Raw genomic sequence first — 14,111 nt, 5'->3', positions numbered from 1 at the left:
TAACAAATTAAATGTATCTGCAGTCTGAGCTTAATTTATTGGCTTCAGGACCATCGTACGTACACCATCTTCCGTTGTAAGGGTAAAATAAATAGAATCCTGTTCAATGGTGAGATGCTCTGCCCTGCGGGGGTTGTCGTTCATGTTATTGGGGTATTTGGCAACGATGATATTTCTAACCAAAGAATCCCCAACTATTTCATACCGGCCAGAATTGGACCAAAAGCCCTGATAGGCATTTTTAATGTCGTCCATACTGCGCTTTTCACCTTCGGCTAAATCAGCCCAGGAAGGCCGGTCTTCCATGGCTATTTCCTCACTGTAAAAAGAATCGGTATAGATAATAATACTTTTGTAGGGCTTCCAGTATACAGTTGTATCCGGGCTTTCCCATTTTATATGGGACATTTCCCAGGCCCCTTCAATGGAGGGGGCTTCTTCCATGGCAACTTCAGCTGGTTTTTCTTTTTTTTCTGCGCAGGCTATAATCAGTAATGCTGCAGCTAATACTGTAAATGTAGTTTTCATATTTGTTTATTAATTGGTTTTCAGTAAGGTACAAAAATTAAGTGCAGCTATGGTCAATAAGATAGCTTTGTCGGAAAGCATATAAATGTTCTCTAACCCAATGAGGTCAGCCTCTTTCCCATTCAGCCTTACTGTTTTGGCCATTTTTTGATTTGGTAGTATATGTATCCTTAAATACGCTACAGTTCTTTCTCCAGCTTTATCCGGTTCCAATTGCCCGTAATGGCAGCCGCTTTATAAGTGCTCTGCAAAAAGGACATAAGGGTCTTGTCCGGATTTTTTGTGGCCACAACATCACTGTACTTTAAAAGAAATTCACCCAGGTCTTCACTGTAAAAAGCGCTTTCCGGTGAAACTTTTTGCCCGGCGAATCGCTCGCCGGCCGGATAGGCATATGAATAGAAAACGGGTTCCGGAAAGTCTTTGGAGCCCGGCCAGAACCCGGCACTGCTAACCTCCTGTGAGTAGGCCTCCTGCATGACTTCTGAAGGCATGTTGGGCATACTTCCCTGATGCAGGGGGGCAGGGTTCCCGGAAAAACGCGTTACCGCCAGGTCAAAGGCGCCCCAGAACAAATGGACAGGGCTCGCCTTACCGATAAATTGGGACCGAAACTGGTTGAATACCTCGTTGGTCTTTAGCATGGCCTGCCAGATAGTATAGGCAGCTTCCGGGTCGTAAATTTTATTGACGGTATTTTCTGCAAAAGGAATGGCCGGCTCCATTTCATTGGGGTGGGGGTGGATGCTTACATCTATACCCAATTGAGACAGGCGCTCAAAAAGCTCCCGGTAAAAATCGGCAACAGTCCGGGGGCACAATGCCATCTCGGTGGCTCCGGCATTGGAACATTGTATATACAGCCTGTGTTTGAGAAAATCAAAATCGATCTGAAAAATGCGCCCTTTATAGGGAATCCCATGGGTAGAAAAACCAGTGGGGGTAACATAGAGGGTAACATGCCAGGAATGGTTTCGCCAGGGCATGGTCTTCAACCGGACCTTACCGACAATTTGTATCCATTGATGCAGGGTCTCCAAAGTGTCGTGTATTTTGGAGAATTCCAGTTCCGGCCATTTTTTTAACTGATCCATCTTGTTTTTTTATAAAGATCAGGCATCAAAAAACTGCCATTACTTCGGTTTAATCTTATTATTTTTCCGGCCGTTTGTATCGATCTGAGTTAACGCGGATCAGCAAATAGGGAAGCCCCAGCAGGGTAGACGCAAAAAGGCTGATCCACTCCAGGTCTGGCATATTCAGGTAACGGGCCAAAAAATACCCGGCAATGATTATAAGGGCCATCCCAAAAAAGGTATTTCGGAAAACCGTCGCGATCCCGGCTATGTCATATTTTTCTTTCTCTTCCTTTGGGAGGGTATTGTAACCTGCAATCAGGAAATACATTTTACCGTATTTAACCAGGATTCCTATCAGAATAAAAATAAAGGCTACTGCAAGCATGGGTTATACCGCTTAACTCCTTAAAATTTTCTCCATAGCCTTTCCCCTGGCGAGCTCATCCACTATTTTGTCCATATACCGGATTTTTTGCATCAGAGGTTCTTTTATTTCCTCTACCCGATGCCCGCAGATGACCCCTGTTATTTTGGAAGCATTGGGGTTGAGTTCCGGTGCCTCCTCAAAAAAGGTTTCCATACTGACCTTTTTGTCAATTTGTGAATGCAGCTGCCCTGTGTCATAACCGGTGAGCCAGCAGATTACCCGGTCTACTTCCTCCTGAGACCGGCCTTTTTTCTCGGCCTTGGTTATATAATGCGGATACACCCCTGCAAATGACATTTTGTATACCCTGCTATAGTCCGCCATACTTTTGTAATCTTAGGTTTATAAGGTATTTATACTATTGCGTTGTCAAAGCCAGCTTCGTCTTTGGCAACTTTATGAAACAATCGCCCGGAGACTGCAAAAAGAAATGCAAAAAAACCGCTGAAAACAAATACTCCGAGAATCCCGGGTGACCACGAAATTTCCGATGGCGGCCATATCATCAGGCCTATCACCGGAATAAGCATCTGTGCTGCGGCCATGGCATACAAGGTGTTGCGCATTCCGAGGGGCTTTAAACCAGAAATGGCTGCTCCGCTCAGGCCAATCAGTAAAACCCCAGCAAAAAGCAGGTTTACATCCTGGTTTTCACTTCCAATGATCCCAACGGCAGCGTTGACCCAGAAAAGCAAAAAAGCTCCTGCCAGGCCTATGGTGCATGCGATCCGGAATAATCGATGTTTGGATTTCCGGGAAATAAATTCGTAGGCAAAAGCCATTAAGGCAAGGACTCCGCCCATTATCAGGAAATCCGATACGGACCATTGCACTTCCTCGGTAAATTGCATGGCCAACAGGGGAATACTTAACGCAGCCAGAATAAAGGCCATCCAACTTATAATTCTTTTGCTATTGATTGACATTCCAAATAGTTTTTCAGGCCCGAATTACCTTTCTGTTATAATATATTGTGCTGTTAGTGAAACAGATACCTATTAAAGATACGAAGAATCCCTCTTTACGGCAATACCAAAGGACGATTCGGAAGCTTGAGTTTACCGGAAAGGACCTATTTACACGTGTTATATTTTGTCCGAAGCAGCAGGTTGCCATTTTGTAAACATAAACGTGAGGGCAGCTTACCTCTGACGCTACTCCCGGGGTGTTACGTTTGTGATTTCGTTCGTACAAAGATGGCAACCACTGCGGTGGTAACCACCCCCATCACAAAGGTGAAAATGGTGCTTTGTATCATGTAGCTTTTAAGGTTGAAAAAGGCTTCAGCTTCTTCCAGGTTTGCATAATAGCCCGTTTCAACGGAATGTGCGATCACATTCGGGAAGTATTCCGGGGTAATGACGGTTGAGATAATCCACTGTGTTAAGGGGGCAAATACCGTGATGATGAGGGTTGTAATAAGACCGAAAACAAAACCCTGTTTGTAGCTCATCTGCCCTTTGTAATCTGTTTTCTTTTTGTCTTTTAGGGCCAGGACATAAACAATAATAGCCGGAATGGCAAAGAGGTTGGTCAGGTACAGGTGCATATCAATATGCGTACTGTGCAGGCCGCTGAGTTTTTCGAGTAGCATCCAGAGCAGGGACATGACAATGAAGATCACGGCCCATTTAAATTCGAGACGGAGAGATTTCATACTTTGATCATTAAATGGTTAGCGATGTTGTTTGGTATTGAATTTAGGAAATTTTCCGATACCCAGGGCTTCTGTTCTATAATAGGGGCAATGCTTTGCACGCCCCTACAGCTGTAATCACTCGCTTTCAGAGATAACCCGAGCCTTGAGAATGTACAGGTTTTTTGCCGGCCTCCCGGCTTCATTAACGGGAACCCTGGCAATGGAATCCACCACCTCCATTCCACTGATTACCTCCCCGAAAACCGTGTAATTCTGGTCCAGGTGGGGGGTACCCCCAAGGGTTCGGTATACTTCCCGATGTGCTTCCGGTATTCGGTAAGGGCTAAATTCAAAGGATTCAGCCAGGGTGTTGATGGTGTCTGTAAGCGCCAAAAACAATTCCCGGTCTTCATCAGCCTCTGCCTGGGTCAGGGAATCTTTCCATTGTTTATTTTCAGGTGCATTGAGAAAAAAATGCTGCTGCAACCAGGTGTTGATCCGTTCTTCATCGCGCTTGATCAGGCTATCGGGGCGCGGCCCCCGTTGAACAATGTAGAAGGATAAGGGGGAAGAAGCCCGTTCAGGATTGGCTGTTCGGGCCGCTCCCATGGCACCGCGTTTATGGAAAAGCGAGCTGTCGATTTCTGCTGGGATACGATAATTGAGGGCCTGTAGTTGCGTACTGTCCATACGGGCCATTCGGAGGCTGTCGTATTCCCCGGCCTGGGCGACAAAGCCCTCCAGCACCCTGTGAAACAGCATGCTGTCCAGCCGGCCTTCCCGTGTTATTTTTATAAAATTATCCCGGTGCAGCGGGGTTTTGTCTGAAAGTTCCAAAACAATGATGCCTTTTTCCGTCTGCAGCTCTACCTGTATGGGATCTGCTGTTTCTTTGGAGGCTTCTTCGGTTTGCTGCCGACAAGAAGTGGCAAACAAAAAAAAAATAGTAATAGCGGAATGTACTTCATAAGGCTGTTTACGGTTTGGTTCAGGAGGTTTAGGTTTAAAAGTATTGCATTATTATTAAATCCGGGCTATTCCGGTTATTTTCCAAATTTCTTTTTGATTGCTCTTTCCACCCGATAGATTGAGATAAGGGAGGCTATCAACATTAAAAAGATAGCAGCAAATGCTCCAGTGGGTGAGTTCGGTAGCATAAAAGTTCCGGGAAAACCCAATAGTAGTATTACGATTCCAGCTTTTATAAATTCATTGGCCGAATATATTTGGGCAAAATCCCATCTTTCCTGGCTCTTCTGGGAGGCCGGTGTCCGATAACCGTACCAGTGGTTGATCTTTTTTGGGGGATACTTCCGCATAATAATACCTGCCAGGATAAAAATGCTGCCCGTTAAGAGGTTAATAATAAAAAAAGGGCTGGTGAGAATAGGAACAGACATTTATTGGTTATTTCTACTGCTTTTTCAGTTAAGGAGGACTTTCTTTAAGAGTTGCTCCAGGAGGTGATGCGGGTCATAAAGTATTTGAAATCCATCCCTGACGACCTTTATAGTTCCCGGGTCTGTTGGATCTGTGGCAGCCCAACATTGTTCTGCAAAGGTAAATTCAATTTTTGATCCACTGCGCAGGCTTACATGCCGCGACCAGACATTTCCATAAGTAACATCTCTGTGGCTGATAATGGCATCATCCATACCATGCAGGTTCAGTTCCTGCAGCCATTCGGAATTTTTTAAAAGGACTTTTGAAGAAACCAGAAACAATAAATCTATATCAGAATGCGGGCCGGCTGCTCCCCTTGCATAGGATCCGCATAATGCCAGTGCAAGTACATCCTCCCTTTTAGAGACAAAATGCTTAACCCTTGAAATGATTGGCTGAATATCCATAGCAGACACAATTCTCAAGATCGGGATAATCTTTTAAACCGGGATGCCTGAAGGTGCCTCTTTTTTCCATTCCAATCTTCTTCATGACGTTTTCGGATCGGAGATTGACAACAGGACAGACAGCAATGATGTCTGTAAGGCCGATCTGCTTAAAGCCATATTCCAGGCAGCGCATGGCGCCTTCAGTGGCATAGCCCTGCCCCCAGGCTTCTTTTTTTAATCGCCAGCCGATATCTGTAGCCGGGGTGAAGGGGGAAGTGTAATCCTGATGCGAAAGCCCGATAAAGCCAATAAATTCCCCGGACTGGAGTATGTCAGTTGCGAAATAGCAATAGCCATGGGTGAGCATTTGGATTTGCTGTTTCGCCACAAAGGCAGTGGTCTGTATCTCGGTAAGGGGTTCCGGAAAGTACTCCATTACTGATTTATCCGCATTGATTGCTGCGAATTCTGTAAGGTCGGCATCTGTCCATTGACGGAAGCCCAGCCTTTCGGAATTGAAGAGGTAGTCTATAGTGTCGTTTCCGGACAAAAGTATTGGTGTTTCATTAATTATAAGATGCCATTTGCAAAGATCCCATTGTAAACCAGTAAATATGTATTGTGGGTATGTAGCTGTTTGCAACCCGTAAAATAATCCTTTTGCGCAGTATATACCTTAACGGTTTATCTCCTCTTCAATCATTTGTATAAGGCCCTTCACGTATGCCGTCAGGTTTTTGTGCAAGCCCGATATATAACTGTTATTCATAAAGGCCAGTCGCAGGCCATTGGTAAAGGTTTGGTTGTTGTGTTGCCATTGTGCATCTGCAATCAATTTACCGTGCAGGGATTTGGGAATATCGTCTATGCCTATTCGTCCTGGCAGGCCATAAGCAGGTTCGCTGAGGTCAAAGAAGGTCAGGGCCAGGGTGTTCTCTATATTAATGTCATAGAGGTAGACTTCGTATTCTCTGCGCATATGGAATTCTCCTGTGGCTATTTCGGCGTATAATTTTTCCAGTTCCAGCAGGCCATTTTTGATGGAGTCGTTTTTGATCAGGCTGAGGTTTCCTGAACTCAAGAGTTCCTTAAAGGTATTGTTATTGGGGACGAATGTATCCCAAATAAAGACTTGCTCATATCTGTCTGTATACAACTGTACTTCCTCAATGGTCTGGGGGGCTGCAGAATTAAGTAAATGGGAGCAGGCTTCTGCTTTTCCGAAATGGTATGCGGCAAATTCTGCACTGTTGGCCAGCTCGCTCTGCAGGTCAGTTTTCACGTTTTTCAGATAATTTACCTCCTTTGCTCGTTCTTTCCGGGCCTCATTCTGGTTATTGATTTGCAGGGCAATGAGTATACCTATAACCACCAGCACAATTTCGCCTATAGCGTACAAAAGGTATTTGCTGAGTTTGTTTTCGCTTAGCAATTTCTGGCGGATGCTCCTGAAGAATTTAATCATCTTTTCGCATGGTGTTAATTAGGTAGTGAGGGTGCTTTCCGGGAGTACAGAAAAGGTCAAATAGAATCGGACAGCGCATTTTTTTCGTACTGGTTGTGAATTAAAATGATAATTAGGCCAAAAAGGGCGGCTACTACAATCAAAATGGTACTGATTAACCCACTCACCCCAAAAGACATTCGGATCAGAATAGTGGAAACCACGAAACCTGAATTCCGGATGATCTTGTGAAATTTATCTGTATAAAAAAAGGAGATCAATAACAGAATGACATCAACCAATATCAGCACCGTAAAGAATTCATCAAAAAACAGGTTGTTGATGCTTTCAAAGGAAGGTAAATTATTGGTTGTAAAGCTGATTCCGGCAGACCAGTCAATTAGCGTATAGAGGGCCATAACAAAAAACAGGGGCACCAAAATAAGGGCTATTACCTTTTTTTTGCGGATAAACCCTTCAATTCTGGACGAAAGTTCTTTTTGTGCCCGGCCCTTTCGTTTGCCCTGTTTTTGAAATTGAAAAATCAAATAAAACAGGATGAGAGATGCCAGCAGGTCATAGGTGAATTGCAGGTCTCCTTTTATATCAAACCAATTCGCCGTCAATTCAAGAGCCGATAAGTCCTTGAATAGTTTCCTGATTATAATAAGGGTGATGATCTCGTATTGTTTTGTTATGTAGGTGGTAAAGGACTTGGGCAGGTAATAAATAAGCAGGTAAACCTCGTAAATAAGGATAAAGGAAAACGGGGTGTAGATAGCAGAAATGGGGTTTTTGAGCAGATCCGATCCGGCCATGAAATCAATCCACCCGAATTTTGACAGGTAAATGAGCAGCAGATGGATGAAAAAGCTAACCAGGGCAATGTAGAGGATGCTTTTTTCAATGCGTTTCTGGGTTTTTTCGGACAGGAATATTTGATATAATGTACTCAGCAAAACCAATTTTTTTATTAAATTCCTTATGCTACAGATGAGTGCGGGGTTGAGCAATCATTAGCGAAATCCGGAACATAACTAATATAGGCAATTCATATTAGCCTTTAACCGGATGTGAGGATTTTACAACTGGTCATTTTCCAGTAAATACCTAATGGCCTTTGTACAAACACCCGGCAAATCTTCAGATGTATCGAAATACGCGATCTGGTTTTTGACACAAGACTTTTTTATTCGCTTACTGTAGTTAATCATATTTTGGATGTGGTCATGGATATAGGTATCCGGCTCTTCAAGGAGCCAATCGTTTCCTTCTGGTTTATAAGTTTTCAGTTCACGGACTTTTTCCGCCACGGCAATTTCTGCAAAGCCCAGAAAGCAAACCTTCAGTTTATCCGGGTAACGGTCTTTGAGTTCCACTATTAATTCAGGAAGCACAGCCTCTCCTTCAATTACACAATCCGCACCTACATAGATCATACTTTCCATCATGGCCTTCAAAAATGGCCAGGCGCGTTCGGCAATCTCATCAGGCATCAGCTTATCGTGTATACCGTACTCAGGGATGCCATTGGTAAAGCCCATCACCAGCCAGTCCAGGGATAAATAAGTAAGTCCCTTTTTGACAAGTAATTCCTTTGCAATAAGGGTTTTCCCGGAGCGGGAGGCACCGCTGATTATATATAACATGGTCTCAGTTGATTGGAATCCATTCAGGAATCGGAAGGGCTTTGTATGCTTATCAGTTGACTATCGATAAAACTACAATTAATTTATTCGAATTTTAAATTATTAAAGCAGGTTGGGATGTCAGGACCTTTGGTAAAATGCTTTGTTCACGCTGCTGAGAACAAGGGTATTTGAAAAAATTCATAAACTTGCAGACAACTCAGGGTATTAAGGGGGGACGGCTGCCGGAATTCCATAAATATCCTTTTAGAATGCCAGATGAGAAAACTACTGTATTTTTTCCTTCTTTTCCCCTTCCTGCTTAGTGCTCAAATCAATGAGAGCGACACCCTGAAATTTAAAGGCCGGCTTTCGCTAACGGGTTTCTGGCAGGGCGGGAATGTGGAAACGCTGATCTTCAGGGCGAAATCCGACCTAAGCTTTGTACCCTGGAAAAAGTGGGTCTTTAAAACCCAGAACTCTTATGTTTATCAGGAGTTCGGGAAATCCAAGGCAGATGAGGACATCCTGAGTTTGAATTTCCTGTATCTGAATCCGGACCGCAAGGTCTATCCGCTGGCACTGGGTTTTATCAGCACCAATTTCAGGAGGAAAATTGATTTGCGTTCCCTGGTGGGGGCCGGGGTGACCTTTCAATTATGGGAAAAAGATAAGAACTGGCTCAAATGTTCCCTCACCAGCGAATACGAACAAACCAGCTTTAATGAAACCGATTTTAACCGTTCTGCTTATGACGGCAGTGAATCCATAAACACCTGGCGGGCCACCCTCTGGGTAAACGGGCGCTACCAGTTATTAAAGAAACGGGTCATTGTCACCCACGAAAGTTATTTCCAGCCTTCCCTGGAAGCAGGAGACAATTACCGCTGGCAAATGGACCTGGGCCTGGAACTGCCGGTCTGGAAGTTTTTAAATTTCAAGATCAATTATCTGCATACTTTTGAGAGTGTCGTCATTGCCAACCAGAAAGAGGAAGACCAGTTCCTGACTTTTGGGTTTACCCTGAAGAGTTATTAACCTGCCAAAAAACCTAAAGGAAGTCCTTATATGCTTATCAGGGAAGTAATTCTTCTTCTGTTATCCGCAGCGTGTATTCGAACCTATTCTGTGATGGCTCATCAAACTCCCAGAGTCCATCATCGAGGGGGTTTTGCTCATAAACCAGGATAAAATCCTGATTTTCCATCTGGTATAGCCTAATCTGACTGATTGAAGGGTTTTGCGATGGTGGAATGGCCTGGGTTTCTGGATTGAGTTCGCTGCCAATATCCAGTTGAGACTGATCAGGAATAAGTGTAAAATTTCCGGAATCACTCAGAAAATATAAGTCCGTTCCGGCTTCGTTCTGAATAAGGTAGGTGGTTACAAAGCCCGAGTTATCATAATCGTCATCACACTGCATAGCCATCAGCAAAGGGGCAACCAACAATAAATAAAATACTTTTTTCATGCTAATTTTTATATCTAAGTTATAAAAAGCTGATTACGCAAATGTGAATCTTGTGTTATTCTTCAGTTGAAAAAGAAAAGGACGCTGAACTATTCCTTATCCGCATGCGATGCGTAAACTTGCTTTTCATACAATTTGTAAAATTCATATGATTCCTTATCGTTAAAAGGCAGGAATTGGGTAAAGTAGACAATAGCGATGTCTGTTTCCGGATCTATTGTATAATAAGAATTGGCAATACCTGCCCAATAGGCAGCGCCTTTGGTCCTTACAGTCTCATCTGCATTGTTTTCAAGTGCCCAGGCCAGTCCGTACACGTCTTTTTCATCCGGGAAGCGGCCTACTGAATCGGGTAGCCCTTCTTCCGGTAAATCGTAATTAAGGGACATCCCCTGAGGAAGCTGATTTGTAAAAAGCATCTGTACGCTTTCTGGCTTCAGGATATGACCGCCTTCGAATTGGCCGTTGTTTAAAAGGCATTTCAAAAATCTCAGGTAATCCTTGGGGGAAGCGTGCAAGCCACCCCCGGCACTGTAGGAAGTTGCTCGCTGAGGGACCCTTTGGTTTTCCACAAAACCTGTGGAGTCACGCACGCCCCAGGAAACAATGTACTGCTGCAGGCTGTCTGGTACATTAAACCAGGTGCGTTCCATTTCAAGGGGGCCTGTAATATTTTGCCTGAAATAATCTTCCAGGCTTTGCTCAGTCACTTTTTCAACCAGCTTCCCCACCCAATCTGTATTGGTACCATAGTGCCAACGTTCCCCGGGCTCAAAAAGCCTTGGTTGGTCTTCATAGTCCCATTTTTCAGGCCTAAATCCTGCCAACCTTGTGGAGGTGAAATCGTAGCCGAAACCTGCCGTATGTGTGAGTAACTGCCTCAGAGTAATTGTTGCATCACTGGTGTAGAGTTCTCCTTCGGCAGTGAGGATGGGGATGACTGCCATTTCCGGCATAAGGTCATTTAACGGATCGTCCAGGCCAATTTTCCCGGCTTCTACCAGTTGCAAGGCTGCCACTGAGGCAATGGCTTTTGTCATGGAAAAAATCCGGAAAATATGGTCTTCACTGATACTATCTGTACCATCCCAGATGGACGGGCCGAAACTCTGCCACTCAAAGCTCCCGTCAGGTTTTACATGCCCCATGACCACAGCTGGGAGCCCGCTGTCAATATAATAGTCCGAAAGCCATTCTGAGGAAGTGGGTTGCGGGGGTTGCTCTTTATTGGTTTTACATCCGAAGAAGGCGGTAGTCAGAAAAACAGCTAGAATTAATTTTTTCATAAGGTTGATATTTTTATAGCGTTGGTCTTACAGGGGAATCTACTAAGAAAACCCCAGCGGTTATAATTGTGGTTCATTCTTTCTTCATTTCGATCCCCTTTATCCAGAAAACCTTGGACTCAAAGAATTTAAGGCGAGTTTTTACGGGGCGAGCCGTAATGACCCTGGGGGATTGGCTTATAAAATGAGCCCTGGAGTTACCTAAATCCAGGGTAAATTTTTCATTCAGGTCTGCTTCCGGTTTTGTAAGGAAAGCCACCTGCTTATCCCGAAATTCCCATTTACCCTTCCCGTACTGATGTGCTGCTTTGGGCTCGCTTATTTTGCTTTCGGTATAGGCATAAAAAAGGAAGGTGCTGTCCGCATTTAAACTGAGCTGGTATTCAATGAAATGACTATCCTTGCTCCCCATTTGTAAAGAATAGTCCCCAACAGCCTCATTTATCTGGGAAAAGGCCTGAAGGCCACCAAGGAGCAGAAAAATGGTTTGGAAAGTCTTCATAATCTATTTAACTCCTTTTGAATCAACTCCAGAATTTCAACGATTCGCTTTCTTAAGCTGATAGACTGGCTATTGGTCAGTTCATTTAAGGAAGCACATTGAGCCGCATAGGCTTCAAATTCCACATCATTCAGTACTGCTGAAAAATCGATCCGGGCTTTTGAGCTCCCTAAATTAAAATCGTACTGGCTTTCCCTGTCTAACTGAAAGCTGCTTAGCGTGTTATTTTTCCAGAACAGATCTGTAACACTCCTGCTCAGGCCCCGTCGTACCAGATAGGGAGAATACCCGCTGGATCTGACTTCAACCCAGACTTCTTCTTCTTCCGTAACCTGCACGATTTCACTGGTCCAAAGGGATAGCTTTCGCTTCAGTTCTGCATTTCTAAGGAATTGGATCCTGCCCGAGCTGCTGAGGTCGTTGCGGATCGGATCAAAGGTAGGGGTGGTCTGGTTCCGGGATATATACAACAGGAGGCTATCTGGCTTGAGTTTTTCGGGATGGTCGATAATGTCGAGAATTTTAAAGGAAGCGCGGATCATCGTATTTCTCATGGAGATCTTCTCGTCCAGTTGTTTCAGGTTGCTTTCAAATTCTGATTGAAGTTGTGTCAATAGCTCCTTTTCCTGTTCCCGGTCTTTGTTGAACTCGTTCCAGTTGTTGATTTGAAGGGCTATCAAAATCCCGATCACCACCAGTATGATTTCCCCTAATGCATAGAACAGGTATTTGCTGAACTTGTTTTGGGTAAAGAGCTTTTGGCGAATCCTCCGGAAGAATCGTATCATAGTCGTTAGATGGGGCTTTTTGTATTTCTAAATAAGTATTACAGGAACAACTGCAGCTTATCCTTAAAATAAGCAGCACTAAAGGCGGCACTTTTCATAGAGTCTTCCGTGTAATTTCCCCCCTGTTCAATATAGTAATATTCCAGGCCGGAAGTTTCAGGATCCGGCAGAATATTCAGGTAATTGACAGAGCCGTTTCCCAGTTCGGTATAGTCCCTAGTTACCGGGTGCATGTCCTTCAGGTGCCACATCACAAAACGGCCCGGATGTTCTTTTACCAGTGAAATGGGGGTTGTTTTGGCCTGGTACATAATCCAGTACATGTCCATCTGCAGTTTTACAAGGGACGGATCGGTTTCCCGGGTGATGATATCAAAGCCGGTAACCCCGTCAAAACCCTCAAATTCATAGCCGTGGTTGTGATAGGCAAAACCAAGGCTGGCTCCAGAAACCATTTCCCCCATACGATTGAGGAGCAACGCGAGTTTTTTATAGTCTTCCGGGTTTCGGTGGGATTCTTCAACCAGAGGCCAGACAATGTATTTGCTGCCCATGGTCAGCGCCCCTTCAATACATTGTTCCAGATATCGGAACATCTCCGTCTCCGGACCTTTGAAAAAGGTTGCAAAGGGGTAATGGCCGCTGCTGATCCCCAACTGCATATCATCCAGAATCGATTTGAATTCACTCGTCTCAATACCGTAATAGGTGCCCGCCTGCGCATCAAAGCCATAGTGCTCGAAATCCTCATACCCCATTTTCTTTAGGGCCTCCAGGGTTGCAATCGGGTCTTTTGCCATTTCGTCCCGGATGGAAAAGAGCTGATAACCCAATTTGTAGCGGGGTTCTGGCGATTTTAAACAGGAGTAGGGCAGCAGGCTAAGGGCTCCGAGGGCACCCCCGGATGCCAGGAAGTTTCTGCGTTTCATTTGGATTGCGCTTGTTTGCTCCTAAAAGGTACTTAAATTTTAAAGACCTCCGGAGCCGCTGACAATATAGTATGGACTTTTATCAAATGTTCTGATCTCATACTCCCTACATTTATGATGGTTATTAGACTAAAAACTTTGCTATTTAACTATCCTCCTCTGTATAAACAGAAGGACAGTTGCAATAGAGAGGGCAATATGAGGAGTGTAAGATGGATTACCGTCAATTAACATCCTTATTAGGAGGTAAATGCTGAAGGTATTCAGGCTGATGATTAAAAAACCCAGAAGTGCATTTGCAGGGACGGGTTTGGCAAGTAGGAACTTAATGGTAACTACCACTTCAATTAGAGCAATAAGCAAGGGAAAATACCCCCAGATAATTTCTTCCAAATCCATTTCAGCTTTTTATACAATCATTTTCTAAATTGCAATATCCGAAATACTCCCCGCATTACCAGTACAAATACCAAAGTTCCGAAAACAAACCATTTGTTGGATATCAAAGCTGATTTTGTATATGGAAACTATTGTGGTTTTTGTAATTACCGTATCAAG

At 44.1% G+C, this 14,111-nt stretch carries 20 protein-coding genes; 1 reads left to right on the top strand and 19 read right to left on the bottom strand.

Annotation, left to right across the window (positions count from 1 at the left end; translation table 11 throughout):
* Nucleotides 1-30 precede the first annotated feature (30 nt).
* From ACT6NU_RS03565 to ACT6NU_RS03505, 13 genes are all read right to left on the bottom strand, one after another.
* On the bottom strand, nucleotides 31-528 hold the full coding sequence (locus ACT6NU_RS03565) for a hypothetical protein (RefSeq protein WP_445383089.1): 498 nt from the start codon (nucleotides 526-528) through the stop codon (nucleotides 31-33).
* A gap of 179 nt (nucleotides 529-707) precedes the next feature.
* Entirely contained in the window at nucleotides 708-1,622 is a 915-nt protein-coding gene (locus ACT6NU_RS03560) for a DUF5996 family protein (RefSeq protein WP_445383088.1), read from the bottom strand.
* A gap of 58 nt (nucleotides 1,623-1,680) precedes the next feature.
* On the bottom strand, nucleotides 1,681-1,992 hold the full coding sequence (locus tag ACT6NU_RS03555; RefSeq protein ID WP_445383087.1) for a DUF3784 domain-containing protein: 312 nt from the start codon (nucleotides 1,990-1,992) through the stop codon (nucleotides 1,681-1,683).
* A 12-nt stretch (nucleotides 1,993-2,004) separates the two neighbouring features.
* Nucleotides 2,005-2,358, bottom strand: coding sequence for a DUF2200 domain-containing protein (locus tag ACT6NU_RS03550; protein WP_445383086.1), 354 nt, complete (start codon nucleotides 2,356-2,358; stop codon nucleotides 2,005-2,007).
* Nucleotides 2,359-2,387: 29 nt separating this feature from the next.
* Nucleotides 2,388-2,960, bottom strand: coding sequence for a hypothetical protein (locus ACT6NU_RS03545; protein ID WP_445383085.1), 573 nt, complete (start codon nucleotides 2,958-2,960; stop codon nucleotides 2,388-2,390).
* A 242-nt stretch (nucleotides 2,961-3,202) separates the two neighbouring features.
* The gene (locus ACT6NU_RS03540) at nucleotides 3,203-3,691 is read right to left on the bottom strand and encodes a DUF4199 domain-containing protein (protein ID WP_445383084.1); all 489 of its coding nucleotides are present in this window, start codon (nucleotides 3,689-3,691) and stop codon (nucleotides 3,203-3,205) included.
* 117 nt (nucleotides 3,692-3,808) lie between these two features.
* Nucleotides 3,809-4,609 (bottom strand): peptidylprolyl isomerase, encoded by an 801-nt coding sequence (locus ACT6NU_RS03535; RefSeq protein WP_445383083.1) that lies wholly within the window; start codon nucleotides 4,607-4,609, stop codon nucleotides 3,809-3,811.
* A gap of 107 nt (nucleotides 4,610-4,716) precedes the next feature.
* Nucleotides 4,717-4,992 (bottom strand): SdpI family protein, encoded by a 276-nt coding sequence (locus ACT6NU_RS03530; protein ID WP_445383826.1) that lies wholly within the window; start codon nucleotides 4,990-4,992, stop codon nucleotides 4,717-4,719.
* Between the two features lie 105 nt (nucleotides 4,993-5,097).
* The gene (locus ACT6NU_RS03525) at nucleotides 5,098-5,523 is read right to left on the bottom strand and encodes a nucleotidyltransferase domain-containing protein (RefSeq protein WP_445383082.1); all 426 of its coding nucleotides are present in this window, start codon (nucleotides 5,521-5,523) and stop codon (nucleotides 5,098-5,100) included.
* Entirely contained in the window at nucleotides 5,492-6,055 is a 564-nt protein-coding gene (locus ACT6NU_RS03520) for a GNAT family N-acetyltransferase (RefSeq protein ID WP_445383081.1), read from the bottom strand. The genes ACT6NU_RS03525 and ACT6NU_RS03520 overlap by 32 nt, the downstream gene beginning before the upstream one ends.
* A 126-nt stretch (nucleotides 6,056-6,181) precedes the next feature.
* The gene (locus ACT6NU_RS03515; protein WP_445383080.1) at nucleotides 6,182-6,970 is read right to left on the bottom strand and encodes a DUF6090 family protein; all 789 of its coding nucleotides are present in this window, start codon (nucleotides 6,968-6,970) and stop codon (nucleotides 6,182-6,184) included.
* A 56-nt stretch (nucleotides 6,971-7,026) separates the two neighbouring features.
* On the bottom strand, nucleotides 7,027-7,914 hold the full coding sequence (locus ACT6NU_RS03510; protein WP_445383079.1) for a hypothetical protein: 888 nt from the start codon (nucleotides 7,912-7,914) through the stop codon (nucleotides 7,027-7,029).
* 117 nt (nucleotides 7,915-8,031) lie between these two features.
* Nucleotides 8,032-8,598: a hypothetical protein gene (locus tag ACT6NU_RS03505; RefSeq protein ID WP_445383078.1), complete on the bottom strand. Its 567-nt coding sequence runs from the start codon at nucleotides 8,596-8,598 to the stop codon at nucleotides 8,032-8,034.
* Between the two features lie 258 nt (nucleotides 8,599-8,856).
* Here ACT6NU_RS03505 and ACT6NU_RS03500 point away from each other — a divergent pair, with 258 nt between their 5' ends.
* Complete coding sequence (locus tag ACT6NU_RS03500; protein ID WP_445383077.1) at nucleotides 8,857-9,615, top strand: DUF481 domain-containing protein; 759 nt, start codon at nucleotides 8,857-8,859, stop codon at nucleotides 9,613-9,615.
* A gap of 37 nt (nucleotides 9,616-9,652) precedes the next feature.
* Here ACT6NU_RS03500 and ACT6NU_RS03495 read toward each other — a convergent pair whose 3' ends face one another.
* The 6 genes from ACT6NU_RS03495 to ACT6NU_RS03470 all read right to left on the bottom strand — a co-directional run bounded on the left by ACT6NU_RS03495 (nucleotide 9,653) and on the right by ACT6NU_RS03470 (nucleotide 13,952).
* Nucleotides 9,653-10,048 (bottom strand): hypothetical protein, encoded by a 396-nt coding sequence (locus ACT6NU_RS03495; protein ID WP_445383076.1) that lies wholly within the window; start codon nucleotides 10,046-10,048, stop codon nucleotides 9,653-9,655.
* Nucleotides 10,049-10,137: 89 nt separating this feature from the next.
* Nucleotides 10,138-11,334 (bottom strand): serine hydrolase domain-containing protein, encoded by a 1,197-nt coding sequence (locus tag ACT6NU_RS03490; RefSeq protein ID WP_445383075.1) that lies wholly within the window; start codon nucleotides 11,332-11,334, stop codon nucleotides 10,138-10,140.
* 73 nt (nucleotides 11,335-11,407) lie between these two features.
* Nucleotides 11,408-11,836 (bottom strand): hypothetical protein, encoded by a 429-nt coding sequence (locus tag ACT6NU_RS03485; RefSeq protein WP_445383074.1) that lies wholly within the window; start codon nucleotides 11,834-11,836, stop codon nucleotides 11,408-11,410.
* Entirely contained in the window at nucleotides 11,833-12,624 is a 792-nt protein-coding gene (locus ACT6NU_RS03480; RefSeq protein WP_445383073.1) for a DUF6090 family protein, read from the bottom strand. Before ACT6NU_RS03480 ends, ACT6NU_RS03485 begins: the two co-directional genes overlap by 4 nt.
* Before the next feature lie 38 nt (nucleotides 12,625-12,662).
* Nucleotides 12,663-13,553, bottom strand: a complete 891-nt coding sequence (locus ACT6NU_RS03475; RefSeq protein WP_445383072.1) for a sugar phosphate isomerase/epimerase family protein — start codon at nucleotides 13,551-13,553, stop codon at nucleotides 12,663-12,665.
* A gap of 141 nt (nucleotides 13,554-13,694) precedes the next feature.
* Nucleotides 13,695-13,952: a hypothetical protein gene (locus ACT6NU_RS03470; protein ID WP_445383071.1), complete on the bottom strand. Its 258-nt coding sequence runs from the start codon at nucleotides 13,950-13,952 to the stop codon at nucleotides 13,695-13,697.
* Between the last annotated feature and the right edge of the window lie 159 nt (nucleotides 13,953-14,111).

It is taken from the genome of Robiginitalea rubriflava (assembly GCF_052540725.1).
The sequence above is the reverse complement of the archived record's forward strand: the minus strand, read 5'-3'. Positions and strand labels throughout refer to the sequence as shown.